Annotated in this window: 28 protein-coding genes; 11 read left to right on the forward strand and 17 right to left on the reverse strand. The window is 57.8% G+C overall.

The features are described 5' to 3' along the window. Window positions 1-131 precede the first annotated feature (131 nt). Entirely contained in the window at window positions 132-1,313 is a 1,182-nt protein-coding gene (locus QY049_RS03060; RefSeq protein ID WP_301268858.1) for a bifunctional 2-C-methyl-D-erythritol 4-phosphate cytidylyltransferase/2-C-methyl-D-erythritol 2,4-cyclodiphosphate synthase, read from the forward strand. Window positions 1,314-1,316: 3 nt separating this feature from the next. After that, window positions 1,317-1,928 (forward strand): CinA family protein, encoded by a 612-nt coding sequence (locus QY049_RS03065; protein WP_258761637.1) that lies wholly within the window; start codon window positions 1,317-1,319, stop codon window positions 1,926-1,928. 2,281 nt (window positions 1,929-4,209) lie between these two features. Here QY049_RS03065 and QY049_RS03070 read toward each other — a convergent pair. Further along, window positions 4,210-4,371, reverse strand: a complete 162-nt coding sequence (locus QY049_RS03070) for a Flp family type IVb pilin (RefSeq protein WP_301268859.1) — start codon at window positions 4,369-4,371, stop codon at window positions 4,210-4,212. Window positions 4,372-4,554: 183 nt separating this feature from the next. On the opposite strand from QY049_RS03070, the gene QY049_RS03075 reads away from it, so the two are divergent. From QY049_RS03075 to QY049_RS03085, 3 genes are all read left to right on the forward strand, one after another. Then, window positions 4,555-5,592 carry an AbiJ-NTD4 domain-containing protein gene (locus tag QY049_RS03075; RefSeq protein ID WP_301268860.1) on the forward strand — a complete coding sequence of 346 codons (1,038 nt, stop codon included), beginning with the start codon at window positions 4,555-4,557 and terminating at the stop codon, window positions 5,590-5,592. Window positions 5,593-5,684: 92 nt separating this feature from the next. Further along, window positions 5,685-7,076, forward strand: a complete 1,392-nt coding sequence (locus QY049_RS03080; RefSeq protein WP_301268861.1) for a hypothetical protein — start codon at window positions 5,685-5,687, stop codon at window positions 7,074-7,076. 72 nt (window positions 7,077-7,148) lie between these two features. Beyond that, entirely contained in the window at window positions 7,149-7,625 is a 477-nt protein-coding gene (locus QY049_RS03085) for a hypothetical protein (RefSeq protein WP_301268862.1), read from the forward strand. Between the two features lie 10 nt (window positions 7,626-7,635). Here the strand turns inward: QY049_RS03085 and QY049_RS03090 are convergent, their stop codons facing one another. Continuing rightward, complete coding sequence (locus QY049_RS03090) at window positions 7,636-7,818, reverse strand: hypothetical protein (protein ID WP_301268863.1); 183 nt, start codon at window positions 7,816-7,818, stop codon at window positions 7,636-7,638. 188 nt (window positions 7,819-8,006) lie between these two features. On the opposite strand from QY049_RS03090, the gene QY049_RS03095 reads away from it, so the two are divergent. Continuing rightward, window positions 8,007-8,207: a hypothetical protein gene (locus QY049_RS03095; protein ID WP_258762215.1), complete on the forward strand. Its 201-nt coding sequence runs from the start codon at window positions 8,007-8,009 to the stop codon at window positions 8,205-8,207. Here QY049_RS03095 and QY049_RS03100 read toward each other — a convergent pair. The 6 genes from QY049_RS03100 to QY049_RS03125 all read right to left on the reverse strand — a co-directional run bounded on the left by QY049_RS03100 (window position 8,204) and on the right by QY049_RS03125 (window position 11,547). Next, entirely contained in the window at window positions 8,204-8,413 is a 210-nt protein-coding gene (locus QY049_RS03100) for a hypothetical protein (protein WP_301268864.1), read from the reverse strand. The genes QY049_RS03095 and QY049_RS03100 overlap by 4 nt on opposite strands. 26 nt (window positions 8,414-8,439) lie before the next feature. Further along, window positions 8,440-8,574 carry a hypothetical protein gene (locus QY049_RS03105; RefSeq protein ID WP_258762217.1) on the reverse strand — a complete coding sequence of 45 codons (135 nt, stop codon included), beginning with the start codon at window positions 8,572-8,574 and terminating at the stop codon, window positions 8,440-8,442. A 241-nt stretch (window positions 8,575-8,815) separates the two neighbouring features. Continuing rightward, a complete protein-coding gene (locus QY049_RS03110) occupies window positions 8,816-9,181 on the reverse strand; it encodes an excalibur calcium-binding domain-containing protein (protein WP_301268865.1) in 366 nt (121 codons plus the stop codon). A 47-nt stretch (window positions 9,182-9,228) separates the two neighbouring features. Beyond that, the gene (locus QY049_RS03115) at window positions 9,229-10,161 is read right to left on the reverse strand and encodes a ketopantoate reductase family protein (protein ID WP_301268866.1); all 933 of its coding nucleotides are present in this window, start codon (window positions 10,159-10,161) and stop codon (window positions 9,229-9,231) included. A 65-nt stretch (window positions 10,162-10,226) separates the two neighbouring features. Beyond that, window positions 10,227-11,090: an SDR family oxidoreductase gene (locus QY049_RS03120; RefSeq protein ID WP_301268867.1), complete on the reverse strand. Its 864-nt coding sequence runs from the start codon at window positions 11,088-11,090 to the stop codon at window positions 10,227-10,229. 64 nt (window positions 11,091-11,154) lie between these two features. After that, the gene (locus QY049_RS03125; RefSeq protein WP_301268868.1) at window positions 11,155-11,547 is read right to left on the reverse strand and encodes a hypothetical protein; all 393 of its coding nucleotides are present in this window, start codon (window positions 11,545-11,547) and stop codon (window positions 11,155-11,157) included. A gap of 615 nt (window positions 11,548-12,162) precedes the next feature. Here QY049_RS03125 and QY049_RS03130 point away from each other — a divergent pair. From QY049_RS03130 to QY049_RS03140, 3 genes are all read left to right on the forward strand, one after another. After that, the gene (locus tag QY049_RS03130; RefSeq protein ID WP_301268869.1) at window positions 12,163-12,333 is read left to right on the forward strand and encodes a hypothetical protein; all 171 of its coding nucleotides are present in this window, start codon (window positions 12,163-12,165) and stop codon (window positions 12,331-12,333) included. Between the two features lie 51 nt (window positions 12,334-12,384). Continuing rightward, entirely contained in the window at window positions 12,385-13,068 is a 684-nt protein-coding gene (locus QY049_RS03135; protein WP_301268870.1) for a hypothetical protein, read from the forward strand. Between the two features lie 546 nt (window positions 13,069-13,614). Then, on the forward strand, window positions 13,615-14,265 hold the full coding sequence (locus QY049_RS03140) for a hypothetical protein (RefSeq protein ID WP_301268871.1): 651 nt from the start codon (window positions 13,615-13,617) through the stop codon (window positions 14,263-14,265). A 129-nt stretch (window positions 14,266-14,394) separates the two neighbouring features. Here the strand turns inward: QY049_RS03140 and QY049_RS03145 are convergent, their stop codons facing one another. Beyond that, window positions 14,395-14,685, reverse strand: a complete 291-nt coding sequence (locus QY049_RS03145) for a hypothetical protein (RefSeq protein WP_301268872.1) — start codon at window positions 14,683-14,685, stop codon at window positions 14,395-14,397. Window positions 14,686-14,965: 280 nt separating this feature from the next. Further along, entirely contained in the window at window positions 14,966-15,787 is an 822-nt protein-coding gene (locus QY049_RS03150) for a hypothetical protein (RefSeq protein ID WP_301268873.1), read from the reverse strand. Between the two features lie 16 nt (window positions 15,788-15,803). On the opposite strand from QY049_RS03150, the gene QY049_RS03155 reads away from it, so the two are divergent. Continuing rightward, window positions 15,804-15,980: a hypothetical protein gene (locus QY049_RS03155; protein ID WP_301268874.1), complete on the forward strand. Its 177-nt coding sequence runs from the start codon at window positions 15,804-15,806 to the stop codon at window positions 15,978-15,980. Window positions 15,981-16,000: 20 nt separating this feature from the next. Here QY049_RS03155 and QY049_RS03160 read toward each other — a convergent pair whose 3' ends face one another. After that, window positions 16,001-16,648, reverse strand: a complete 648-nt coding sequence (locus tag QY049_RS03160; protein WP_301268875.1) for a hypothetical protein — start codon at window positions 16,646-16,648, stop codon at window positions 16,001-16,003. Between the two features lie 131 nt (window positions 16,649-16,779). Between QY049_RS03160 and QY049_RS03165 the strand changes: the two genes are divergently transcribed. After that, the gene (locus QY049_RS03165) at window positions 16,780-17,460 is read left to right on the forward strand and encodes a hypothetical protein (protein WP_301268876.1); all 681 of its coding nucleotides are present in this window, start codon (window positions 16,780-16,782) and stop codon (window positions 17,458-17,460) included. A 540-nt stretch (window positions 17,461-18,000) separates the two neighbouring features. Here QY049_RS03165 and QY049_RS03170 read toward each other — a convergent pair. The 6 genes from QY049_RS03170 to lipA all read right to left on the reverse strand — a co-directional run bounded on the left by QY049_RS03170 (window position 18,001) and on the right by lipA (window position 24,582). Beyond that, on the reverse strand, window positions 18,001-18,303 hold the full coding sequence (locus tag QY049_RS03170; protein WP_301268877.1) for a hypothetical protein: 303 nt from the start codon (window positions 18,301-18,303) through the stop codon (window positions 18,001-18,003). Window positions 18,304-18,570: 267 nt separating this feature from the next. After that, complete coding sequence (locus tag QY049_RS03175; protein ID WP_301268878.1) at window positions 18,571-20,904, reverse strand: phage/plasmid primase, P4 family; 2,334 nt, start codon at window positions 20,902-20,904, stop codon at window positions 18,571-18,573. Between the two features lie 126 nt (window positions 20,905-21,030). Continuing rightward, window positions 21,031-21,267: a hypothetical protein gene (locus tag QY049_RS03180; protein WP_301268879.1), complete on the reverse strand. Its 237-nt coding sequence runs from the start codon at window positions 21,265-21,267 to the stop codon at window positions 21,031-21,033. A 202-nt stretch (window positions 21,268-21,469) separates the two neighbouring features. Continuing rightward, window positions 21,470-22,705 carry a site-specific integrase gene (locus QY049_RS03185; protein ID WP_301268880.1) on the reverse strand — a complete coding sequence of 412 codons (1,236 nt, stop codon included), beginning with the start codon at window positions 22,703-22,705 and terminating at the stop codon, window positions 21,470-21,472. Window positions 22,706-23,136: 431 nt separating this feature from the next. Then, the gene (locus QY049_RS03190; protein WP_194475945.1) at window positions 23,137-23,619 is read right to left on the reverse strand and encodes a type II toxin-antitoxin system RatA family toxin; all 483 of its coding nucleotides are present in this window, start codon (window positions 23,617-23,619) and stop codon (window positions 23,137-23,139) included. A 6-nt stretch (window positions 23,620-23,625) separates the two neighbouring features. Further along, window positions 23,626-24,582 (reverse strand): lipoyl synthase, encoded by a 957-nt coding sequence (lipA, locus tag QY049_RS03195; RefSeq protein WP_301268881.1) that lies wholly within the window; start codon window positions 24,580-24,582, stop codon window positions 23,626-23,628. Window positions 24,583-24,628: the final 46 nt, after the last annotated feature.

Raw genomic sequence — 24,628 nt, forward strand, 5'->3', positions numbered from 1 at the left:
TGCAGTGCAACAAAATGCTGAATCCCACAATCCGGGGAAACCCCCTTTTTTTGCGGGCCTGCCGTGCTAGAGGCATGCCGGCAATCACCCCTCTTCCGACTCTTCCCTTAACAGCTGAATATTTGAGTCCTATGGCGAAATCACAGCGCACCGCAGTCGTTCTTGTCGCGGCCGGACGTGGCCTGCGCGCAGGCGTCGGCGGTCCCAAGCAATATCGCCAGATCGGCGGCGTGCCCGTGATCTATCGCGCAATGGAAGCGTTCAGCACCCACCCCGACGTGTTCGCCGTGCAGCCGGTGGTGAATCCCGACGACAGCGCCATCTTCACGGCCGCGGTCGCAGGCCTCAAGCACGAGGCGCCGACCAATGGTGGTGCGACGCGTCAGGCCTCGGTGCTGTCAGGCCTCGAAGCGCTGGCCAGGCACAAGCCCGACATCGTTCTGATCCACGACGCCGCGCGCCCCTTCGTCTCTTCGGGCGTGATCTCGCGCGCGATCGAGGCGGCAGGCCGCACGGGCGCCGCGATCCCCGTCGTCCCTGTCACCGACACCATCAAGGTCACCAGCGCGAGCGGCGATGTCGAGGACACGCCGGACCGGGCAGCCTTGCGAATCGCGCAGACGCCGCAATCCTTTCGTTTCGATGTCATCCTCGAAGCGCATCGTCGCGCGGCAAAGGACGGACGATCTGATTTCACCGATGATGCTGCGATCGCCGAATGGGCGGGATTGACGGTTGCGACCTTTGAAGGCGATGTTGCCAATATGAAGCTCACCACCCCGGAAGATTTCGTGCGCGAGGAAGCGCGCCTTGCCAGCCTGCTCGGCGACATCAGGACCGGCACGGGTTATGACGTGCACGCCTTCGGCGAGGGCGACCATCTCGTGCTCTGCGGAGTGCGCGTGCCGCACACCAAAGGCTTCCTGGCGCATTCCGACGGCGACGTCGGCCTGCATGCGCTGGTCGATGCCATCCTCGGCGCGCTCGCCGACGGCGACATCGGTTCGCACTTCCCGCCGAGCGATGCGAAGTGGAAGGGCGCCTCCTCCGACCAGTTCCTGAAATACGCCATCGAGCGCGTCACGGCGCGCGGCGGGCGCATCGCCAATCTCGAGGTCACCATGATCTGCGAGCGGCCGAAGATCGGCCCGCTGCGTGACGTCATGCGCGCGCGGATCGCCGAAATCTCCGCCGTCGACATCTCCCGCGTCGCCGTGAAGGCGACGACCAGCGAGCGGCTCGGCTTCACAGGCCGCGAGGAAGGCATCGCGGCCACCGCGAGCGCCACCATCCGCCTTCCCTGGAGCGTCTAGACCATGGGCGGCAGCGACGCACGCGCCCTCTCCCGCTCGCTGCTCGATCTATGCCGGATGCGCAAGCTGACGATCGCGACCGCGGAGTCCTGCACCGGCGGGCTCGTGGCCGGCGCGCTGACCGACATCCCCGGCTCGTCGGACGTGATCGACCGCGGCTTCGTCACCTATTCCAACGACGCCAAGCGCGCGATGCTCGGCGTCGAGGCCGGCACGCTCGCCAATTTCGGCGCCGTCAGCAAGGAGACCGCGACCGCCATGGCCATCGGCGCACTGGAGCGCGCCGGCGTCGATCTTGCGGTCGCCATCACCGGCATTGCCGGCCCCGGCGGTGCCACGCCCGGCAAGCCGGTCGGCCTCGTTCATTTCGCCGCCGCGGCACGCGACGGCCGCATCATCCATCGTGAGCAGCGTTTTGGCGCGATCGGCCGCACGGCGGTCCGTCAACGCTCGGTGGTCGAGGCGCTCCGCATGCTGATGGAACTCGCCCGCGGCCCGCAAGCCCCTGCCAAGCCGCGCCGCGCCGCGGCGGCAACGCGGCTCCGTCCCCGTGCCACCCGCTCGCCGCGAAGGCACGCCGTGAAACGAAGGCCGCCGCGTTCGCCGCGGGGTTGAAGTCCCGTCGCCCGGATGGAGCGAAGGGCAATCCGGGCTACAAGAGGTTGCGTTGCCCGACGAGCAAAACACCCGATCAGCGGGTCAATCGTCGCTGGCGAAAATATTCTCCTTTACCGAATTTCTGATTTGCAGTAGACATCCGCCACCTCATCCCGGTCAGGGGGCGTATCGCGATCGTCACGAACGTGGGATGAGCCGTGGTGGACGTTGGTCACACCGGCGCGAAGGGTTTTGCAGGGCGGGCAACCGTGAGCAAAGGCCTCGCGCACACGACCGGTGTGACGGCGTACGGCAAAACCGTGTCGTCCTGACGCCCGGAGTCTGTGCGTCAAGTCTTGCGGTGATGCGTGCGGCCCAACCGGGCCCGCGCATCAGCCATCTGCAAGGCGACGGGGGCAATAGTGCATCGCTCCCCGGGGAGACCACGGCATAAGCCGTCAACCCACTGCGCAGGGAGTGTATAACGTTAAAAAACAAGCAAAATCAACGCATTGCGCGACTTGCATCCTCCGTTGTGTCGCAATCCGAAAATCCACAAAAATTTCAAGGGCGAGCACGCCGATACTTGCGAAAGAGGCCGCGCAGTAGGCGGAGGTCCTACTTCGCGGGTTTTTCGCGACAAGGGGCGAGGTCATTACCTTTCACTTCATTGCCGCAGTTCAGACAATCATAGATGCGCTCGCGCGACCCAAAAAAGCGCTTTCCATCTGCAAGCATCGCGAAGCCGCAATGCGGGCATTTAAGACTCTTTGGTTTTGAGGGTTCTGACATAGCTGGGTGCCCCACATTTAAGCGGGTTAAGTCCGCCCTTGTTCTTTTCAAACGGCTCATGGTTTCGCGACAAAGAAACGTATCCGATTTAAGGCGCGCTCGTAATTTGCTCGGCTTACGGCGGTCGAGCAGGGAAAGGCCCGGCCATAGAATTCAAAAAGCGGCCCCCAGCGCCGCAGACTGCGCGGGGGCCGGACGGCCGCAGGAGGGTGGGATGGAGACACGGCGCGACCGTCCGCGTATGTACGGACTGCCCTAGAGCCGGTTTCACTGCTCAAACGAGAACGGTCCCGCGCGTCGCCGAGGGTGGAACCCGATGCTGAGGCCGCTTCGGCGCAGCCGAAACAGGCGCGCCTCTGCCAGTTTTTCCTCGCCTTCAGATTGCACGCACTAACACATGATAAGATAGCCCAGCTCGCGAGCTTAGGAGAAAACGCCAGCGCCTAATCGGGGTCACCCTTTGACGCAGCTATCGCACGGCGAGGCTCTGAGCACTTCGGTTTCGGTCAGGGATAGCTGATACATTATGAGCCGCAGCAGCGGCCGGCGGTGCCGGCATATGTACCGCACGATACTCCATATAAAGTTGGCCGGTGACCAGCATTACGCCAGTCCAAGCCAGAACAAACATTGCAAGTGCAAGCTGATAGGCATCTTTCATCGGCGCGACCAATCTGTTCAAAACGTAACACTCACAGCCAACCGACGTTCCGTTGGGTAGTGATGGCTTGCGCGCGTATCAACATCGGAACTCCCTAGTTCTCGAAGCCGAACGACACTCGAACAAAAAGGGCCTGTCTTTCAGCGCTTAGGTGGCCCGGCCACGACGAGCGCACGCGAACCGGCCGGGCACGGTACGGGCGGTGATTAGCGCGCTTCGGCAGCAGGCCCAGCGTCCCGCAAGATGCGCAACGTCCTGCCGTCATCCAACTTGATAGGACCGTCGAACGGGCGGCCCCAGCCCTTCACCTCAGCCATGCCGACTTTAAAGAATCGAGAGGCGTTGCACTGGAACGCTGCATCGAGAATTATGCCGCTTTTTCAACCAGGGAGAATTGCAATGAAGATTTTTTCAACGGTAGTCATGGCTGCTATTTTAGCCTTCGGTGCGGTTGAAGCTGCGCTTGCTCAGCCCCTTTGCTCAAGCAGCAGCTGCGAGGCCACCAGATCAATATGCGAAGCGCGACAATACGCTGGTCAGACCCACGCCGATTGCAAGGCGTCGTACGATATCTGCCTCAAGACAGGTGTTTGGCATTCTTACAACAGCCAATGCACCGTGAAGGTACTTCCGCAGTCTGGCCCATCGTCCAAGTGACATCCACGTCGGCTGCCGAACCATGCTCACCGCACGATCCGGTACGCCTTCGCGCGCCTTCCGTCGCGGTGCTACACGCAGATTGGCCTTTGCCCGGTTGATCGGTCGGATCGTACAGATGCGCGCGTTCGCGCTCGGCCGCGCTGTGGCTAATGCGCGAGCTCGCATTGGTGATGGAGTGGGTGCCGGCTATTTCAGCGAGCTGCTGATCGATCCGAACTTGTCGTTGAGCGTGGTACCGAGATTGTTGACGACCGTGATGATCGCCAGCGCAATGCCGACTGCGATCCGACCGTACTCGATCGCGGTAGCACCGCCTTCGTCTGCGATGAAACGATTAATCAAAGTCATAGAGAGCCCCTTGCCTTAGATATTGGAGGTTCCCTATCGTTTCGGGCCATGAGTACGGCAGCAGAGCCGAGCGCTCGTGGCAACCCTGTGAATTTCGCGGACATTACCCTACAAAAACTGTCTGGCGTGTAGCGCTCACGTGTAACCATCCCTCGTTGATTCGAGGACATTGGATTACCCGCAATGCTGACCGACATCTTTGCAGAGCGCTACAAGCAGACGCCGCTGTGGACCATTTTCACCACGACCGAGCAGCGGCTGCTGGTCCAAATGTACCGATTATTTTCGGAGCAACTCTGTCGCTTCAACGACAGCAACAAGGGCCTCTGGTCTGAAGTGCAGAGCAGGCTTTCAATGGAATTGGGCCAAGCATCTCTTTCGCCTCTAACCTACAATTTCATGGGAACGTGGAACGGGCAACCACACCACTATTATGGATCGTGGGGCATCGATGACGTTTGCAAAGCGTGGTTCTTGCAAGACTTCGGTGGAAGCGATCAACCCGATCGCTTCATGAAGGAACGAATAAGCTTTATCGAGCTTGCTTTTCGTCTGGTCGAAGAGCGCATCGCCACCAACAACGCCAACTTGCCGGCAGCTATCGGGGAAATGGACGATTTTTTTAGCACCAGAAGCGCTCGCAGCGGGAAGCCCCGCATTCCCGGAAACTATTCCGATGAAATTCGGGCGCAGAATGAGAAGATGAATAAAGATTTTCGCGAAGCCGTGGCAGAGCTGAATACCCGCCTACGGCAAGCGCAGCGCCAGTTGCACTATCACAACGCGTTTATCCAAATCTCTGAAGATCAAACGGTAGCGCGGGAGATCGAGACGCCATTCTGGAAGCTGGTAGCGGAGCCGAAGTGGCTCAACGTCGACCACGATATGAAGGAGGCTATCGATCTGCGCGATACGGGCGGGCGCGATCCGGCCCTCTATGCCGCCCGCTCTCTGGAAAGCGCCATCAAGATTATCTCGGGCGAAAAGCGGTTGACCAGAGGCAGCGAGAAAGGCGCTTCCAACTACATTGATAACTTGGTGGGCGCGAAACTCATTGAGGTGTGGGAGATGGAGGCGCTGAAACACTTTTTTACGAAGGTCCGCAATCCATTCGGGCACGGTCCCGGCGCTGCGCCCATGCCAAGTCTTACCGATCACCAGACTAGCTGGGCTATAGAAAACTCGATGATCTGGATCAAAAGCCTTATACGAAGAATGTAACGAGCACATACGCCGGAGAATGTACATTACACGTTGCGCGATGGATCACCCCTTTTGAGAAGCGCGCCAAAACAACACGTCGGATGTATTCGATGGATCACTTGCGCTTGGCCAATGCGCGCCGCGGCGGCCTGATGGGCGCAAGATTAGGAGGCCCTACGTTGTCAACCTTAGACCGATGGCGATCATTTCTGATCGCGCCGAAAGCTCTCACCTTCCCTCAAATGCAACTGATTGGACGCGACCACCTTCCTTCTCCGCTCGCAATCGGCAGCGGGACGATAAGCATGCAATCCCTATCGGACTTATCCTACGAATTTCAGGCCTCTTCGATGGATTTCGCAGCGCTGATGGACACCATGCGTTATCAGCGCGATAATTCATACGATGCAAGTGCTCGCATGCGTCTCGAAGGTGTGGACGTGGATGGGGTTGAATGGTCATGCGGATACACAATCCCAAATCGAAGAAATATAATCGAAGGACGGTTTGAGGGAGAATTGTCCTCGCTTATCTGTGACGATACAAGTGAGGGCATCACTCGAACCTCATGCACCGAACTGATATATTCCGTTGATGGGCACCATCCTCTGGCACTTGCGCTGAACGGCCACAGGGACAAGACAATTGAGATGCTCGGCTCGGCCATTACATTCACTCATGACCGGGAATCCCATTGCGTCACCGTTAAAGCTCCGCATTCGGAGCAGCTTCCTCCAACGTATACAGAGCGATGGTTGGTCGAGCCATTTCGAGTGTTGTTCGGACAGCCTGTTATGCCGCGTCTCTATGCGCGGAATTTTGGCGACCGTTCGATGGTCTGTGTCTCCACTGTGCCGAAGGTGAAAAGTGCGGTTTGGTCCGCATTCTGGCACTGGGGAGATGACCAGAAGTGGGGGGATTTCTTTGAATGGTATAGCCAATTTCTAAGTTTGATCGCGCTTGCGAGAGATGATTGTGGCCGACCCAACTTCGCTCCTCATCCGATAACCAGCTTTTACGACGAGTTGGCGCAAGTTGCATTTGCTTCGCGTTGGGTCATGGCTCTTACTCTGGCGAGCGCGACCGAAGGCCTGACCAAGCTATTGCGCCCGGCAAAACAGGTGGTAAGCAAAGACAAAAAGGTTGATAAGGAGCAGAAAGCCGCTCTAGTTAAAGTAATCGAGAGCGCGACGGCTCCGGACCGGCTCAGGGGGGCGGCAATCAAGGCTGTTCAAAACTTTAGTTTTGAAAATGAAACGACCAAGAATGATCTGCGAAGGCTTAGAGAGAGAGCGGCAATCACATCATCGCAATTTTCGGCATGGAACGACATACGTAACTCAGTGATGCACGGAACGTTACTGTCGCCATTTTCGCAGGAGGAGGAAGATAAGAAGCTGGGTGATTTAGTCGAGCTGGTACACGCGCTGACGCGCGAATTGCTTCGCGCCAGTTATGCGACATATGAGGCCAAAGCACGCGTCACGGCCTATCATCACTAAAACCGTTACTGGCTGTGCCGTGTTTGCAGGCGGTGGTGTTTACAGGCGCTTATACCCGGCGCCGCGCAAGACATGATGAAGGAAGCAATGCGATTTTCAAGTTGGGTGAAGTTCGATCAGCGAGACCTGCTGAAAAACACAAATTACCCCGGCGTATACGCCATAGCAATTTCCAGTACCAATATTGCAGGCAAGCGGTTTGGTTGGTCGAAGCATATTCGCTATTTTGGCTTCACGAATGCGGTAAGCGGCCTTCGCGGTCGCCTCAATGCCTTCAATAACACGTTGCGTGACAAATCCGGTCCGGGCCATGGCGGCGCCGAGAGGTTTCGCGGCAAATACCGCAATGGCAATTTGCTTGCGAAGAAGCTCTATGTGGCTGTCTGTCCATTCGAGTGCAACGTCTCTTCGAACCTGCCTAAAGACTTGAGGGTGATGGGCGATGTCGTGCGAGCTGAGTACCTTGCTTTTGCAAAATACGCGGCCCTTTTCGGTCGATTGCCGGAGTTCAACGACAAGGAGAAATCGCCGAAGCGGCAGATGCTTTGAGAGCGCGCAGCTAATGCAATCGCTGGTGAGGAGGATGAACCTCACTCATCTGCTCCACTCTCAGCTCCAACCGCTCGTTCGACAGCATCAGCACTCTAACTGCGCCGCGCAGGTCGCCGTCACAAGCGGCAACGATCTCATCAACCGCCAGCTCGTATTGATCAAGCGCGGAGTTGGTGCGTTGGCGTGGCATACGAACAACATCCAAACAGAAACCTAAGTAGATGGTGCCACGGTACCGGGAGTTTCCCCGCAATTCACGTGCAGTAAATATTGTTGCGAAGATACAACCTGTGCAGCATCCAAGTTGCCGAGCCGGCTCATTGAGGTGACAAAAAAGTACTTCATCAGTTACTTCATCATAGATTAGTGGGGGACGAAATGTTTGACGTCTATCGTAACGGGACGGGCGGCCTGCTCGTTCTAAGTTTGGGCTCGCACATACCGGCGGTTTGCTCGGGCAAGAAGTGGCGCAAGAGCAGAAAACGAGTTCTGAAAGTCAGCGGCGAGATCAAATCGGCAGTTCAGCAACACGGCTTCTACGTTCGCAACTCGCGGGTCGCAAAGGAGCGGATAGCCTAGATCGAGTGCGAGCCTGCGATACTCGTCACAACGACATCTCTTCGCAGATTGTGTCCGGCAGCAGTCAGATCGAACCCGACGATTAGACCGAGACGCCTCAACGTCAGGAGGGCGAGAGGGTCGCACAGTTCAACGGAAAGTCCGGCTCCCAATACAGCAATGGTGCGCTGTTCATCGCTATCGAGATCAGCCCATGAGATGTCCATCACGCGGCTCCTCGCTAAACAATTATCTAAAAACCAAATGCGCGTGTGATTTGCCGCAGCATAGCCATGGCGGCATCTGTGTACCGACCGTCACTTAAGTATTGATCCAGCTGCGCTGTGCTTAACAGCGCCACAACTGCCACCGCGAAGCCCTTAAACATTGGGCCTCTCCTTCAAGAGACCGCCAACTGGGCGTGTTGAAAATCTACGGTTCCTAGAATGTGCTGCCGCGTATCGCGGCCTAATTTGCAAAAGGTGACATCGACCTCTCACCAATTCCTTAACGGGTGCGACCCCGGTTCGTACACGTAGGGGCTGAGGCCAATGAATTGTAGTCCCTTTTACCCGATGATGCTTTCGCTCTTACCCGTGCCGAGTAGGCGGAAGCAGCTGCGAAGCAACTTACCGCCGACTGGGCCATGGTTCGCAAGCAATGCCGTCCCGGTCGCGATCGTGGTGTTTCCAATAGCCGGGCTCTCCACGCCTTGCCGGCGCCAAACCGACCAAACGGGCAAATTCGCAGTTCGGGGCGGAAGCGATATGTCTAAGCGTTGTCGTGGCCGGCCAAGGGCTCGAAATAAGGAGAAAGATGGCCGGATAAACAACCAAAACGACAGCGATGGTACTCAACGCCGCAATAGCCCATCGCAGGTTACTGGTACGATCTCCGCGCGCCGATAGCGCGCGGAAACGGCGTTGCAAGTCACGCAATCGCCGATCTGGACCGGGGCCGGAATGAACTGGGTTTGGGTTAGGAAGGTGCGGCATGAACTCATCAGGGCTGACATCTAAGCTAGTAAGAGCAACTAGTTGGGCTACCGTTTGCGATTAATCTCGTATGCTTCGAGATTGCAGCGGGCGGCCGTCAGTAAAGGCGCGTTGATGCCGGCTTTAGCAGCGCGTTCAGCCATATCGCCGATCGTATGCTCACCTTCCGTCGCCCGGCCGTCCTCCATATCAATAAGGATAGATGGTCCATAGTTCAGCCCCGTTTGGGCAAATAGCCCCTTGAGTTGGCCCCCGCTATCAAGCGCTGCAATGGGCGGATGACCAAGCCCCGTGACCACACGCGCGCATTCGTCGATGACCGCAGACACAAACGCGCTGCCACTAGGAGCGCGAGCGATTGATCCCGAGCGCGAGCGGCACAACGTGGCGACTGTCGCGCTACAGACGAAGCCGTAAAATTTCTCCCACATCATAGCGGTTATGTTGTCACTCACCTGCACCGCGATGCCGCCCGCTTCTAAAGCGGCTTTGATGTTGGAGCATCGATCAGAACCGCTCCCATCCAGCTCGCCGATCGCAGTGATATTCACGCGAACTTGGCTTTGCTGGATGGTGCCATCCGACAGCAAAGCAGCATTAATTACCGTGAGCCCACCCAGCACGGCGCGCCGACCAAACCGGTTTGCCAGAACATCTAGATGACGAACGCCATTGAGTAGGGGCAGGATCGTCGTTTCTGGCCCGACGGCTGCCCCTATCGCATCCATCGCGCTGTCTAGATCGTATGCCTTACAACAAAGCAGGACGACATCATATTGCCCTGCGAGGTCTCCTTGGACGGCGGTTCTGACTGGCGTTCGTAGCTCGCCTCCATCTTGTGTCTTCACGATGAGACCATCACGCCTCAATTGGTCAGCGCGTGCGGGCCGGACTAGAAAAGTGACGTCGGCGCCACCTTTCAGGAGCATCCCGCCAAAGTAGCCGCCAAGGGCGCCGGCGCCCAATATAAGGTACCGCATGTGACTAACCTTTGAATTTAGAAATTCAGGCCGCGAGCCTATTGGGTTGCTCTTCGGAGCTGGCGCTAGAACTTAATATCCATTCCAAAATGCTTTTTCGCATCAGCTATCCACTCATCGTCCGTGGCAGCTCCCAACGCAACCCACTCCTCGTCAGTCTTGCTTTTGCGCCAGTTGATGAGCGCGGCGCCATCGGCTCCGGCAGGGTTGCGCAATTTGGTGCTCTTGCCGTCTACGATATCCTTGATTGCATCGGCGACCGCGAATGGTGACGTAGGCTTACTCAGCGAGGCCATAAAGTACGCGGCGATGCGCCGTCCGTGCATTGAGTAGGGGCTAGGCGGCGGTGCCGGTCTTGGCGTGGTTGTCATTGGGGTAGCGATCACGCCCGGCTCAACAATCGCCACCCGTACGTTGAAAGGACTTAGCTCTTGCGCCAAGCACTCGCTAAGTCCTTCGAAAGCCCATTTGGAAGCTGCGTAAGGCCCCTGCGGGGGCATTCCAAACTGCCCGGCAACGGACGTGATATTGATGATGCAGCCGCTCCGGCGCTCTCGCATGCTGGGGACGACAGCTTGGATGCATCTAATTCCGCCATAGAGGTTGGTCTCCATGACTTGGCGAAAAAGGGCAATCGGCGCGTCCTCAATGTAGCCCCTTCCTCCAATCCCAGCATTGTTGACCAACACGTCAATGTGCCCGCTTTCGCTCATAATTCGCGCGAAAGCGTCTTTGACCGATTGGTCACTGTCAACGTCCAACTTTACGACGGTGATGGGAAGGTTCTCTTTACCCGCTACTTCTCGCAGCTCAGCGCTCTTGTCGAGATTGCGCATGCCAGCGAACACGGTGTGTCCTGCGCGTGCCAAAGTAATCGCGCTTGCAAGGCCAATTCCGGAGCTTGTGCCGGTAATTACTGCAATGGACATATTTGTGATCCTTTCGAAAACGCGACGGACAATGTAGCTATTTCATATTGCGCATGCGGCGTGGCTAAGCCGCTCGGAGGACGATTGCGCGGGAGCCTCGCAAAATAAGGATGAAGAGAATGGCATATACCAAATCCATCATCGCTAGGGCGAGAAGCTGCCAGCCGACATGTCCTGCGAAGAAGTGCAAAGCGATGATCATCACCACGAGTAACTTGCAGCTTGCTCCGAATATTGCAAAGGGTCGATAGCGCGGAAAATCAATGGCTAATAACCAGTACGCAACTCCGAAGGCACACACAAACATGCCGACGATATCGACGAGAAACTTCAGTTCTGGAGGTACGGGCACCACTCCAAGATAGGGCTGCAATAACGGAAACAAGAAGAGCAACCCGAACCCCACGGCAAGGTTGAAAATAGCTCCGGTTATGAAAACAGCGCGCTGACTGATCATTCGCCCCTCAGCCAAAACTATAAGCAATAAAATACGCGGATATATTTGCCTAAATCGAAGCCACAGGGAAGAGGTATTGCGGCGGCGTGACACCTGAAGCGTGCCCACGCCGCGCTGAGGAGAGTATTCGTCCGGTCGGACCGCTAGAGCACGGAAGTGATGCTATTCTCCCCCCTAAAATCTGGGCAAGTCACCCACCCGTAAATTTCCCAAGTGTCGCGCCGCCGCCAATCCGGTACGGCTCGGCTATGCTACCTCCTGACCAAACCGAACGACTGCCAGCATGTGAGAAATGCACGCGCGAAATGGTACCGCTAGGAGCGTTGCGAGCAATCGCAGGTCGGCCGGCGGTGCGGGTCTACAAATGCCTTCCTTGCCAGCGGATCACTTCCGCTTCAGTACCGGAATAAGGCAAGGACCGGCGTGCCTGCGAGCCGGGCTAACCGCAGCGGCCTGAACGGCAGGTTGTTCGGGTACGAGTGTCGAGGGTTTGCTCCGTCTGTAGTGCAAAGGCCCGCACCGTTGCCCGTAATTCTACGGACATTGCATATTTTTCCCGTTTCGTCTCTACTTCAGATTGTTTTGATGACCACTCGATTTTCAGACGGGGCGCCAATGAGCGTCAAAGCCATGATGGCAACCATTCTCCAAGAGCAGATGACATCACGCGGTATTAGCTCGCTATCGCGATCTGACTACGAGGAGATCGTAGCATTGCTGATTGAGCAGCTTCGCGAACTGGAGTTCGAGCTAGCTGCGCGCGAGCTTCGCCAGTCAGATCCATAGTTTGGGATCTCCATGCCGGTGCACTCTCCCTTCAGTTTGGAAGAGCGGCACATGTATCGCTCCGACCAAGGCCGGACGGAATTGCTTAGCGTCACTTTGGAGCCAATAGTGCAATTATTCATTTTGATTTTGCTCCTAATTATCGCCGTGGCTCTCGCGCCGGCGCTCGTTATCGGCGCAGGAGCCATTTTGCTGAGCTACTGGGTGGTGAAGATCCTGATCAGTGCGTTGGTTGCAGCCGTCGTCATTGTCGGAATTGCAACCTATTACATGCTCAGGTCCGAAGGTGGACATTCACATACAGACGCAAGAGTACACGAGGATCGAGCGGCTATCGACCAATGGAACGATCGAGCACGTCGTAAGCTAAAGGCGAGCCCAACAGAAAAGACTTGGCTGCTGTTGATTTCTGAGGCGACCCAACGAGCTAGTTCAGGCTCGCTCGTGGATTTCCTTCTTGATGATCAAGGCGCCTTAGTGCAGTGGGTGCCAGATGATGATGAATACGTAACCGTCGTTGTGTTTCCACGCGATGAAGTCTTTCGCGATGCAGACCGAGAATGGTTTTTATCAAACGATTTCATCGCTGATACGTCTGACGTGGGCATGGAAAGCCTTTATGAGCGGCGGTTTCCCTCAAATGAGTTACACAAACTCTCCGCTTTAACTATCGACTTACTCAGAAGCGTTTTCGGGGTGCGGCGTGTCGAGGTAGTTCGATTGCAAGTTAGCTGATGTCCCTTCGAGTTCGGGGCCGAGCAATACGAGCTGGACTGCACGTTGTATGCGATAGTTTGCTTGAGGCAGCGCGGCTTGGCCGCGATATTGATCGGAGAAATTAGATGGACGGAGCATTTTGGATACTGATTGGCATTTCCCTTTTGATCTATCTAGCCCCAGCCTCGTCGCTGCCGAGCGTCGTCATCATCAACTAAAAGCCATTGTAGCCCTCGATATCTCTGCTGGGGCCGTTGTGCTCGTGTATCTACTCGTGATGACATACTATCTCCCCAAGGATGACCCGCCGGCACGACTTGCGTCCCTCATTGCCATGTACATCTTTGGAGGTTCAACGAACATTGGCTGGGTAATCGCATTAGTCTGGTCGTTGACGAGGACGTATGCGCCGCAAGTTGCCGAAGACCGAAATGGTATGCCACCTCCAATCGCGGAAGAAAGTCGCTGGCTCACTCGAATGAAAGGGAAGCGTCCGCTAGTGAGTTCTGATAACGGGTGACTACGTAGATATCGTACCTCGACCAGCGTTACCGGAGGAACGCAATGAGCGACATTTTCAAGTTCTGGTCGCGGATTGAGCGAGGTTCACGCATCCATCCAGCAGATGCAGATGTCTTCGCGCGTCTCGGTGCTGAAAAGCACGGCTTTGACTTAAGGTGCCTACCGGCAGCATTTGGAGGCCCTTTGAAAACCGCTAAGGTCGTTTTGCTCTTCGCTTCCCCCGGATTGAGCAGCCAACTGGACCTCTCCGACGCCAATACGAAGGAGGGAAAAGATTACTACATGCGCCGATGGAAGGGCCGAGAGCCCTTTCGTGATGAAGGTGACGGAAGCAAATGGCTTAGGAGTATCGTGAAGCGCTTTGGCGACTACGACGAAATCCGGCATAAGCTCGCCGTGCTCAACATCGGTGCATATCATTCTCTCCGCGTGAAAGACTGGCGTGCCGTTACTTCGTTGCCATCAAGTCGCGCGTCCTTGGACTGGGCGCAGAACGTGCTGTTTCCGAAGGCGGAAAATGGTGAAGTCGTTGTGATCTGCATGCGGGCAGCGACCTCTTGGGGACTCGAAAGAGGTAAAAGATATCGCGGAACGCTGTTTGCACCTCTCGTGAACGTGCAGAGGGGCTACTTAGCGCGAAACGACGCAGCAAATGACCGTTTGGTCAAGCTGGTGCAGGAACGTCTCGAATGATGACCGTGGTGGCGGCAGGCTCCGACCACTGCACTTGATCGTGCGAGGACGCCTAGATATCCATCGGCTTCTGGCCGCCCGGCGCGGTGAGCGCCGGGCGAAGAACATTTCAAACGACTACCCTGCTGTCTACTGCGTGCAACTTTTGGGTTCAGGAAACACTTCGATCTCGCCTCCACTGTAGATGGGCATACCCTCAGGGGCTCCGTTAAGAACCTGAATAGCCGGATCAAGCGAAATCCACTGCCCAGCCTCAGATGTTCCCGGATGACCGCGATATGCCACGCGAGCGCCATCCATCACTAAATAGAGTTCGTCGTGCCCAGTCTCGCTATGACTGGCGCTGACCTCCTCCATAAACAATTTCGGCGGGCTTGCCAGCGACGACGTGTTTTGCGCTCGGTGTTTCTGTCGGTTCATTGTGATCCTCCTTTGGCTTTCTTTCAGTGATTTGACGCAGAGTTAATGATCTTCATCGAACGAGCGTGGATCAAGCTCACTACGGCGCAAAATGCGACTGCGGGGTGAGCTCAAGTGCACTTCCCCGTTGGATTGCAAGATCGTCTTCTGATGTGTCTGTGATCGCAGCATTTTCTCAGTTGCAAGAAGAATCATCGTTTCATAATTTATTTTTGTCATCGTCGAGCGCGTAACTGGCGTCGCGAATTCGGCTTGACTAATGCGGGCCGCCCCATCTCAATCAGATGAAGACGTCGTCGCCGCGACAGATCACCGTTGTCCGAAAGGCGCGGGCTTGCTCAAGGGCGCGCTGCCACCGCTTTCGGCGCGCTTTCTCAACTGCCATCGCCTTGCGCGTCACCACGTCAGAAATGATCTCATCGATCTCCGTGCCACCCAGCGTCCGCTTGATACGCAGAACCGTGGACAACACCATCAGGACGTCGCCGTAGGGCGCCAGCAGATCACGGGCAACGACGTCACAGTGCGCAAGAAACGTCTCGATTGCCTCGTCGCTAGAGCAGATCAGCAAGGCAAGTTCACGCGCCTGCCGAAGATCATCAACAGGCCGGCAGGGCTTACCTTCCATCAGCAATCGCTCGGCGGCACGGCCGGCAACGAATTCAATGCATTTGGAGTAGACACTGCCAAAGACGTCAGCGATCGGACGGCGGTCTTCGCCGGCCTTAGGCATCATCGGAGCGATCACAGCCCGAACGTCGGAGGCATCGCCCCGGCCGTCAGAGTATGCCTCTGCATGACCGACATCCCAACACAAGCCTTCGAAACCACGGATTGGGTCCGGGTTGATCGTGACGCCACCAACCTCGTGGCCCAACAAGCGCGCGCAGACGGCATGACCAGCTTCGTGAACCGCGATCCGTTGATCTTGCTCCTTCGTCCGACCAAGCGCGGCAAGCAGTTCGTCGTACTCGTCCGGTTGCTCATCGGGACCGCCGCCAGACGCAGGAACGATCATTTCATCGTCGGCGGCGGCCCCAGCTCCGGCAGAATGGACCGCATCGTCAGCGAAGCCATCCTCGATCGAACGGTGCTCAGACATGACCGATAACCTTCAATTGACGCGCGACCATCCGTGCGCGGATAGCCGCGACGCGAGCGTCGGCAAGTTGGGGCATTGCGCGAGCAATCATCTCGGCAAGGCGAGCCGGAACGGCATTCGTGTTCTGTGGATCGACGATCCAGCCGTCAATGCGGGAGACGATCTGGTGCGGCTGCCAACCGGGCGGAGCTGATTTCATGAGAGAGAAACCTCCTAGCTGAGACCGAATTTCGGCTTGATGGGCAAGTAAGGAAAGCGGTCCTCCGGCGCAGCGGGTGCCGGCGCTTCCACCGGCTCCTCAGGCAATGGCAACTTAGCCGGAGCAGTGCCCGCGAGCACGGCGTCAGCATGTGCGCGAAGCATCGTGGTCACCAGATCAATAGCCTGCGGAACCTCAGCCAGACAGACCTTCGCAAAGTTCTCAATGCCAAGAGCTTCGTAGATGACCGGGACAGCCCGCCGCGAGTGCTTGGAAAGGCGCTCGGCCGCCTCGTTAAACTCGGCGCCAAGCTCGCCCAGCTTGCGGGCGAGCAGCTCAACTTCCGCAGCCGTCTCAGAACGCAGTTTTCGATCCGCGATTTCGGCTTTGGCTTGCTCAAGGTTCGCGATCTGCTGATCGATCTCAGACAGCGCGCTGCGCAGCGTGACGGCGCGATCTTGAGCAGCACGAAGAGAGGCTTGGGCCAAGTCCAGCCCGGCGTCGTCGCCCGACAGCGCACACTCTTTGGCTGACACCTGATGACGTGTGACCGCCTGATCGCACTCGGCAAGCCGGGCGGAAATGCGTTCACGATTTGCATTGGCGGCATCGATATCGCGCTGCAACACCTTTTCCGGGTTCGATGATTTAAAGAATGCCATTTGTCTAGCTCCTTGAGATGAAGCTAGTGTAGGTGGGTGCGGCGCGCGTCGCACACATTGAAAACCAAATTCTTACAAAACGGGCGGCAGCCATAGCTAGGCCGCTAGATACTGACAAGGGATTTGATCCGATGAGCGATTATGCGTCGGCGGGCAGCCAGCGTTGGTTACAGATTGCGGTGAACAAGAAGCCCGAAGTTCTGGAAAGCGCTTTGCGGCTAAGTGGTGCCATTGGACCAACCGCTTCGGTGCTTTGGGCATCTCCCCTTCGAGACGACGGCTTTCGCGAATACCGCGATATGGCGGCCATTAGCAAAGCCGGGATCGCCGGCCTTAGAAAGTCGCTTGCAGAGTTCTGGCCTGCGCGCGGCCCGGTTTGGGATGCGGTTGGTTTCACTGCCGACAAGACCCCGGTGTTTGTTGAGGCTAAGGCTCACATTCCCGAAGCAGCGTCACCGCCGACGAAGGCATCGCCGCAGTCATTCGAGCTAATCGAGAAGAGCCTCAGTGAAGCGCGAAAATTCTATGCACCCAAAGCGAGCGCGATCTGGACGAACCTCTTCTATCAATATGCCAACCGGCTCGCGCACCACTACTTCTTGACGCGGCTCAACGGCTTGAAGAGCAGCTTAGTGTTCCTGTACTTCGTGAATGCTGAGGATATGCAAGGTCCGGTGACCGAAGAAGAATGGCACGGAGCTATCCGACTTATTCATGCCGTTCTGGGGCTGCCGAAGGACCTGCGGTCACGGGGGGTATTTGACGCATTTGTTGACGTGAAGCGGCTCCGGGACGACGCAGGCAACAAATAGCCCAGCTTATTGTTGAGAGCGGAGATAATCAGCCGTCAGGTCGCTGCCATGTTGGTGTAATCATATTGCGTGCGCTGGCCGGTCATGCAACTATTGGTCATTACCCAAGGAGGTTGCATTGCGAACCCTACTTTTGCTCTCCGCGCTACTAATAATCAGCTCCCAGCCAACTCACGGTCAAAGGCTGCTTGGCCGCCTCTGCCCGGCCGCAACCGGCATATCGGGCAGCGGAGTTTCGGGCTTGAGAGTGCAAAACTCCCTGCGCGGCTGCTACTCCTATTCCAACATGCTCTTTGCTCAAGCTGAGGACGAGGATAGCGACGACGATAGCGAAGCAGATAAGGCAGATAAGGCAGATCAGACTGATGGAGCCGGTCAATCCGAAGAAGCCGATCAATCGGGCGGAGCCGGTCGATCCGGCGCAGCCAGCCCAGCAGCGAGACTTTGCCCCGATCGCAAGCCACCTCGCTGTGACGGGCGCCAATGTTGGTGCCCCGCACTCTGATGGAGCGGCCTTGATGACTGTACGGCAGACCAGACTTAATGCGTGAAGAGCTGCTTGCGGGCCTTGAGGGTCACCACATTGACGATCCAGCGCTTACCCACGCGGCGAGCTTGGATCAACCCAGCCTTCGCCCAGAGGCGTGCAGTTTCGTACAAGACATCCGCGTCGTGAGCGGCGGCCTTTAAGGGCAACCACTCTTCGGGCGTCTGTTCGAGCTGTGTAACGCGCGCCGTCAGCATCGCAATGGCGCGCTTTAGCTCGGTGATGGCGGCATGCTGGTCGTGACCAGCGGCGGGGTCATCCGCCGCTTTGGGCACCACAGTCGAGATTGCAGTCATTATCATTTCCTAAGTTGTGGTGATGATTAATAGCAACCCTTGGGCAAAGGCTGGCACTAGGGAGCCCGGGCGCGCAAGCGCCACCCGTATGGAGGGTGGCCTGAGAAGAACCTTGGCGAATACGTGTCACGCCTGCCACGCCTGTCCCCCTTGGTGACAGCCGGGACAACCGTGACAGCCGTCTTCGTTTTATCGACCCCACGCGCGCGCGATCTTGTAATGAGAAAAAGCCGTCACTCTTGCCACGCTTGTCACCGACTACAGATTTCACGCATCAGTGCCGTCGTCCGGCTTCAAGGCAACGCCGCAAAACTCACGCACATTGTTGCGTTTGCGGTAGGCAAAGCCCGCTTTCCGCATGCTTTCCTTGAAATCCGCCTGCGTGCCGGGCTTCGCGCCGACCGAGCGGGCGTACTCAGACCACGAACGGTAAAGCGTGCTGCTGGCTTCGGAAATCGTACCACCAGTAATGCACTGCTCTTCCAGCCAACGCGGAAACACCTCCTGATCGCTGAAGTATTCCTCAGTCGCCTCGATCACGCAGCTCGGCCGAACGAGACCATTTTTCTGCCAGTCAAGACAGCCCTCAATCATCCAGTGCAAGATGCCCGGAGCTTCAGTCAGCAGCTTCTCAGGAAGCTGACGATCGGGCGTGGAGGGCTTATGGACGAACGGCACGATATTGAACCGCCGGCGAGCGGCTTCATCGACGTTGGTCAGGGTCGGCTTGTGGTTGCCGATGATCGTCAGCTTGAACTGAGGCATGTAGGTGAAGAAGTCTTGCCGCATGAACCGCGCGCTGATGCGATCGCCGCCTGTCATCTGCTTGATGCGGGCTTCCGCCCAAGCCCGGCCAGCTTCAGTTTCCGAAGCCGTGACCATGCGCGCGCCATGCAACATCGCCAAGTCAGTCGGATGCTTGTCGTTGGCCGATGCCGTGAAGGTTTCCATCGCTGACACCGCCGCGTAGTCGTGCAAAATATGCGATGTGGTGTTCAGGTACACGCTCTTACCGTTGCCACCGGGACCATACACGAACAAGAGCGCGTGTTCCGACGTGTCGCCAGTCAACGCATAGCCGCACCACTGCTGCAAGAAGCGGATCAGTTCGTCGTCGCCGTTTGTCGCTTCCTTCAAGAAGCTGAGCCAAAGCGGGCAGCCGTTATCAGCAGGCGTCACCGCTGTGGTCTTCGTGATGCCCTCCTCCGGGACGCTGGGACGAAGTTTGCCGGTACGCAGATCGACCGTGCCGCCGGGCGTACCCAGCAACCAAGGATCGCGGTCCCAATATTCGTTGGTCACTGCGACGTTCTGATCGTGTTTGGAAAAGCGCTCGACGCCGGCCGAGAAGCTGGTTTTATTGGTGATGTAGCGCTTGCGCTCGTCTTGGTGCTCGGAAAGGTGGCGAGCGAGCTTACGGGCGAAGTCGAACGCGCGGCCGGTGCTGTCGGGCTTCCAGCAGATGCCATTCCAATAGAACCATGAACCCTGCGTATGGCAGTAGCGCAGGTTTTCGCCGTGCAAGTCAACGAACTGCTGCGCGGCGCTGTCTTCAGTCAGGATGTCATTCGACATGCCCGCAGAACGGGGTTGCGCGATGCTGCGGTTGCTGTGGGGCGTCTGTGACCACGCATTAGGGGGCGCTGCACCCGCTTCCTTATGGTCCAACCACTCGGCGATCTTGGCGGAGACCTTCTCGCCAAAGAGCTCTTTCAGCGAGGGATAGCCGCGCGTGCGGTCACCCTTGTCGTAGGTAGTCGCGGCATCCTGCGCTGTCCGAACGCGATCCCGCCAATCTTCGTCATTCGCGGCTCGCGCGATGTACTCGGCGTACAGCTTGATGTGCGGCAGGTCGATGCCGCACCGGGCAAGGAACCCGCCGACCGTCAGGGCGGCGTCATGGCGGCCGCCAGCCGCCGGCCAATAGCGTGCAATCAAGCAGAGTGCAGCCAGCAGCTTGGCTCGCCGCATCAGCTCATCGTCTGCAACCTGAGCAGGTTCACCATTCTCCTCCCAGCGGATGGGCTCGCCACTCTCGTGCACCGAGCCGGGGAAGACGGTCTGGGCGCCTTTGTTGCCACCGCCGATACGAACCTCAAGCAACATCGCCTTGTTCATCGGGTCCTTGAATGGCAACGAGCCCTGATCGAGGCTCTCCGCAATGGCGGTGTTATAAAGGTAGTGGCTGTCGCGCTTTGAGGAGCGACCGAAGACCGCACCAGTCTTTGGCAGAACCGCGCGCGCAATAGTCACAGCCTCCGGACAATCCAGATCAACGTCCGTCAGACCGCTCGACTTGGAGCCGAGCTGCACGCCAATGTTCTGCGGCTTATCGCCGAAGAAGCGCTGAACCTTGCTTCCGGTGATGACTTGGTGCTGCCAATCGGTGCCGATCGGCGCTTTCTTACGGAGAGGGAGCGGGATAGGGTTCCAGCCGCGCATCACGAATTCAAGCGCAACAGCGCCGGGGGTGCCGAGCTTCGGCACCCATTCGTCACGGTCAAACAGATCGCTATAATTGCGAACTTCGGCTACCGTGCTAACAAATGCGCAATGCTCTTCAAACTTTGCTTCCTCAAATGAATTCGTGCTATCGTTCATGATGTATCCTTTCCAGAGGTACGGGTGATCGTTTTCCATGACCTGTGACGAGGCCATAGGAAAACAGCGTGAATGATGTTCTGATCGGCTTTAAAGGCGGCTTGTGGCGAGCCGCCATTTCTATGACTACGCCGCGCTGTTCGCGTTCTCACGCGCACGACGCCAAGACACTGCGGCCTCGCGGGAGATCAACACGCGAGCGCCGAGCTTGAACGTGGCGGGCGTCAAGCCCTCCGACTTCAGCTTGTAGAAAAGCGTGCGGCTGATACGGTGACGAGCGCAGAACTCGTCAATGCTCAAGGCATCGGCCTCAATCGTCGGAGTGGCATGGCTCGGCTTGCGACTAGTAAGTTTGGGGCCCATTTTGGTTTCTCCGCGTGCGTTGCTGTACGCTCGACACTTTTGGTGTTTCGCGGAGATTTGGGAAGCGAGTTACCGAAAATGACCTTGAGTTAGCGACAAATGCATTGCCAATCCTGACACTGTGTCAGGCTCTTTGTGGATAACTTCCGGATTAACGCGCGCGGTCAAAGCTTGACGACAACTTTGACGCTTGCGTTGCCGGTCAACTCGCCAACGGGACGATGTTGGAGCCAGACGGAGGTTCGTTCTGCAACAGCGCGTTACGAAAATCGCCATGTTCCACAATAAACCGCGAGTAGTGTGCTTCAATCATGCGAACGCTGGTGTTGTGAAGCGAGGCTACATAGCGGATTGGGACGTTCTTCAAAAGCATTCTCACTATCGAGGAATGCCGCAAGCTGTAGACAGTTGCGTCAGCTGGGTCGAGACCAATTTCGACGACGATTTGGTCAACTTGACGGTGATATCTCTGACCCGGATTTTGACCCCACGCCGTGCCGTCCTCCTGCAACAGTAGAGGAGCCGTATCGATGCGGCCGCGTGCTGCTGCTCTGAGCTTCGTCGCGAGTTGCGTCGTGATGTCCACGCTATAACGCTCGTGCTTCTTCTGGCTGCGGTTCCTGCCGCCGCCCTTAGCTGACTTTGGCATCATCAAACGCGGCCTTGTCGGATGGTCGCGAAAGTCCGCGACGAGCAGTCTCACGACCTGTGACGGTCGCGCGCCGGTATTCGCGAGGACGTCGATCAGTAGGCCGAGCTTGTCGCCTCGCGTGTATGCAGCGGCAATAAAATGCCGCACCTGATCGTCCGACAAGATCACGTTGCGCGCTTCAACAGCGTCCGGCAAGCCAGCCAATCCGACTTCCCAAGCTTGTCGGTTCTGAATGCGATCGTCGTGCTGTCGGGCTAATTCGAGCGCGGCGGCAAGGCAGCGGCAGAGCCGATTGATCGTTGAGGCCGCCATCTTGGGCAGCAGACTATCACGCCACTTCTTCAACTCGTTCGGAACAAGCAATTGAACGGGTCTTGGCAGCAACGTCGGGCTCAAGTGCAGGCGCGGCCATTCTGCGTTGTAAGGGTTGGCCCCGCGCGCTTCGAGGTCGAGCCGGTAGGCGGTCAAGGCGACGTCCACCGTGATCGGCGCTGCATCGGTATCGCCGCGCGCCATCTTCTTGGCGGCGTCTTGGGCCTCATAGAACGTCAGCACGCTCTTGGTATTGCTATCTTCAAAGTCGTCGGCGAGCGCGAAGCCCTTCGTCCAGTAGGCGCCGTGACCATCGCTTGCCTTGAGGACCCAAGTGCCGTTGGTCTTGTTGCGGCGATACATCAACGAGATGCCGCGTGCGAGTGATGGACCGCTATAGGGCCTGCGGCGGACTTTCAGGCGGAGGCGAGCACTGCGGCTTTCGAGGGCGCTAAAGCTGACTTTGCGAGCCATGATTTGTCCCCGTTCTCGCGATGTGTCGCGATTGTGTCCGCGCACGCCGACGCATGCGTGGGACATTATGGGGACAGAAGTTTCGAATAATCAATGAGATGACGAGTGCGTCCATGTGCGTGCGCGTGCGCGGGCATATTAATTTTCCCCCTGCGCAGGGAAGGCCGGATGTTTTGGCTTCACCTGTATGCCGCTGTGCAGTCTCTTGTAGCGCAGATATCGCACAGTGGACCGCGGGTGCCAGCCGGCACCCGGTCTTCCCTGCACCCTCTGACATCAGGGGGTGACACGGTGATGCAAAGCTCGGGCGCAACTCGCCGCGAGGATGAGAAGGTGTGTCTGCAAATTGAGACGAGAGCGAATGACCCTCTGTGCAGGCCTCGTACTCCGTCATCGCGAGTTCCTCGCGATGACGACGGCGAGAGAACGTGCTACGAGGACGCCAGTTTCGGCCGGCCGTAGATCGCGTCGGCGCGCTTTTCGAACGCGGTGGAGAACCGCGCGAACGCTGCGTCGAACATCGAGCCCATCAGCATCGCCAGCACGCGGCTCTTGAATTCATAGGCGAGGAAGAAGCCGACGTCGCAAAAGTCGTTGCCTTCCTGTTGGCCTTTCGGCTCGAACGTCCAGCGGTTTTCGAGATTGCTGAACGGACCTTGCAGATATTCGACCAGGATCTTCAGATTGGCGCGGTCGAGCGTCACGCGGCTGGTGAAGGATTCTTTGACCAGCTTGAACGACACCGTCATGTCGGCGACCAGCACCTCGGTGCCGTCGGGCTTGGCCATGCGCTGGCGGATTTTCAGCGCGCTGCACAGCGGCACGAATTCCGGGTAGCGCTCGACATCGGCGACCAGATCAAACATCTCGGATGCGCTGTGAGTGACACGGCGCTTGCTCGAAAATTTGGGCATGTCAGTCTAGCGGGCCGCTGCGGCCCGCGCGGCCTTCAATCTCGCAAAGTCCTCGCCGGCGTGATGCGACGAGCGGGTGAGCGGGCTTGCCGATACCATCAGGAAGCCCTTGGTGTAGGCGACCTTCTCGTAAGAGCTGAACTCGTCCGGCGGCACGTAGCGCATCACGGCGTGATGCTTGCGGGTCGGCTGGAGATACTGCCCGATGGTCAGGAAGTCGACGTCGGCCGAGCGCAGATCGTCCATCACCTGCTGCACCTCGTGGCGCTCCTCGCCGAGGCCGACCATGATGCCGGACTTGGTGAAGACGGTGGGATCGAGCTCCTTGACCCGCTGCAGGAGCCGGATGGAGTGGAAGTAACGCGCGCCCGGCCGCACCGTCAGGTAACGCGACGGTACGGTCTCGAGATTGTGGTTGAAGACGTCGGGCCGCGCGGCAACGACCACCTCCAGCGCGCCTTGCTTGCGCAGAAAGTCGGGCGTCAGGATCTCGATCGTGGTCGACGGGCACGCCGTGCGGATCGCGCGAATGGTCTGGGCAAAGTGCTCGGCGCCGCCGTCGGCGAGATCGTCGCGGTCGACCGAGGTGATGACGACGTGGGCAAGGCCAAGCTTGGCGACGGCCTCGGCGACATTCTGCGGCTCGGCTGCATCGAGCGCATTGGGCAGGCCCGTCTTGACGTTGCAAAACGCACAGGCCCGGGTGCAGGTGTCACCCATGATCATGAAGGTCGCGTGCTTCTTGTCCCAGCACTCGCCGATGTTTGGACACCCCGCTTCTTCGCACACCGTGTGCAAGCCGTTGGCGCGCACGATGTTGCGGGTGTCGGCATAGCCGCGGGCATTCGGCGCGCGGACGCGGATCCAGTCCGGCTTCGGCGGCGAAGTCGAGTCCGGCCGATTCACCTTTTCGGGGTGACGCGGGCGCAACGGGTTCGTGATGGTATCGACAATAACGACCATGATCTGTCCGGTCTGTTCAGGTCCTACCTAGTCGGTCTGGCTGCCT

Origin of the sequence: Bradyrhizobium sp. WYCCWR 13022 (assembly GCF_030435535.1) — a bacterium.
Classification (GTDB): Bacteria; Pseudomonadota; Alphaproteobacteria; order Rhizobiales; family Xanthobacteraceae; genus Bradyrhizobium.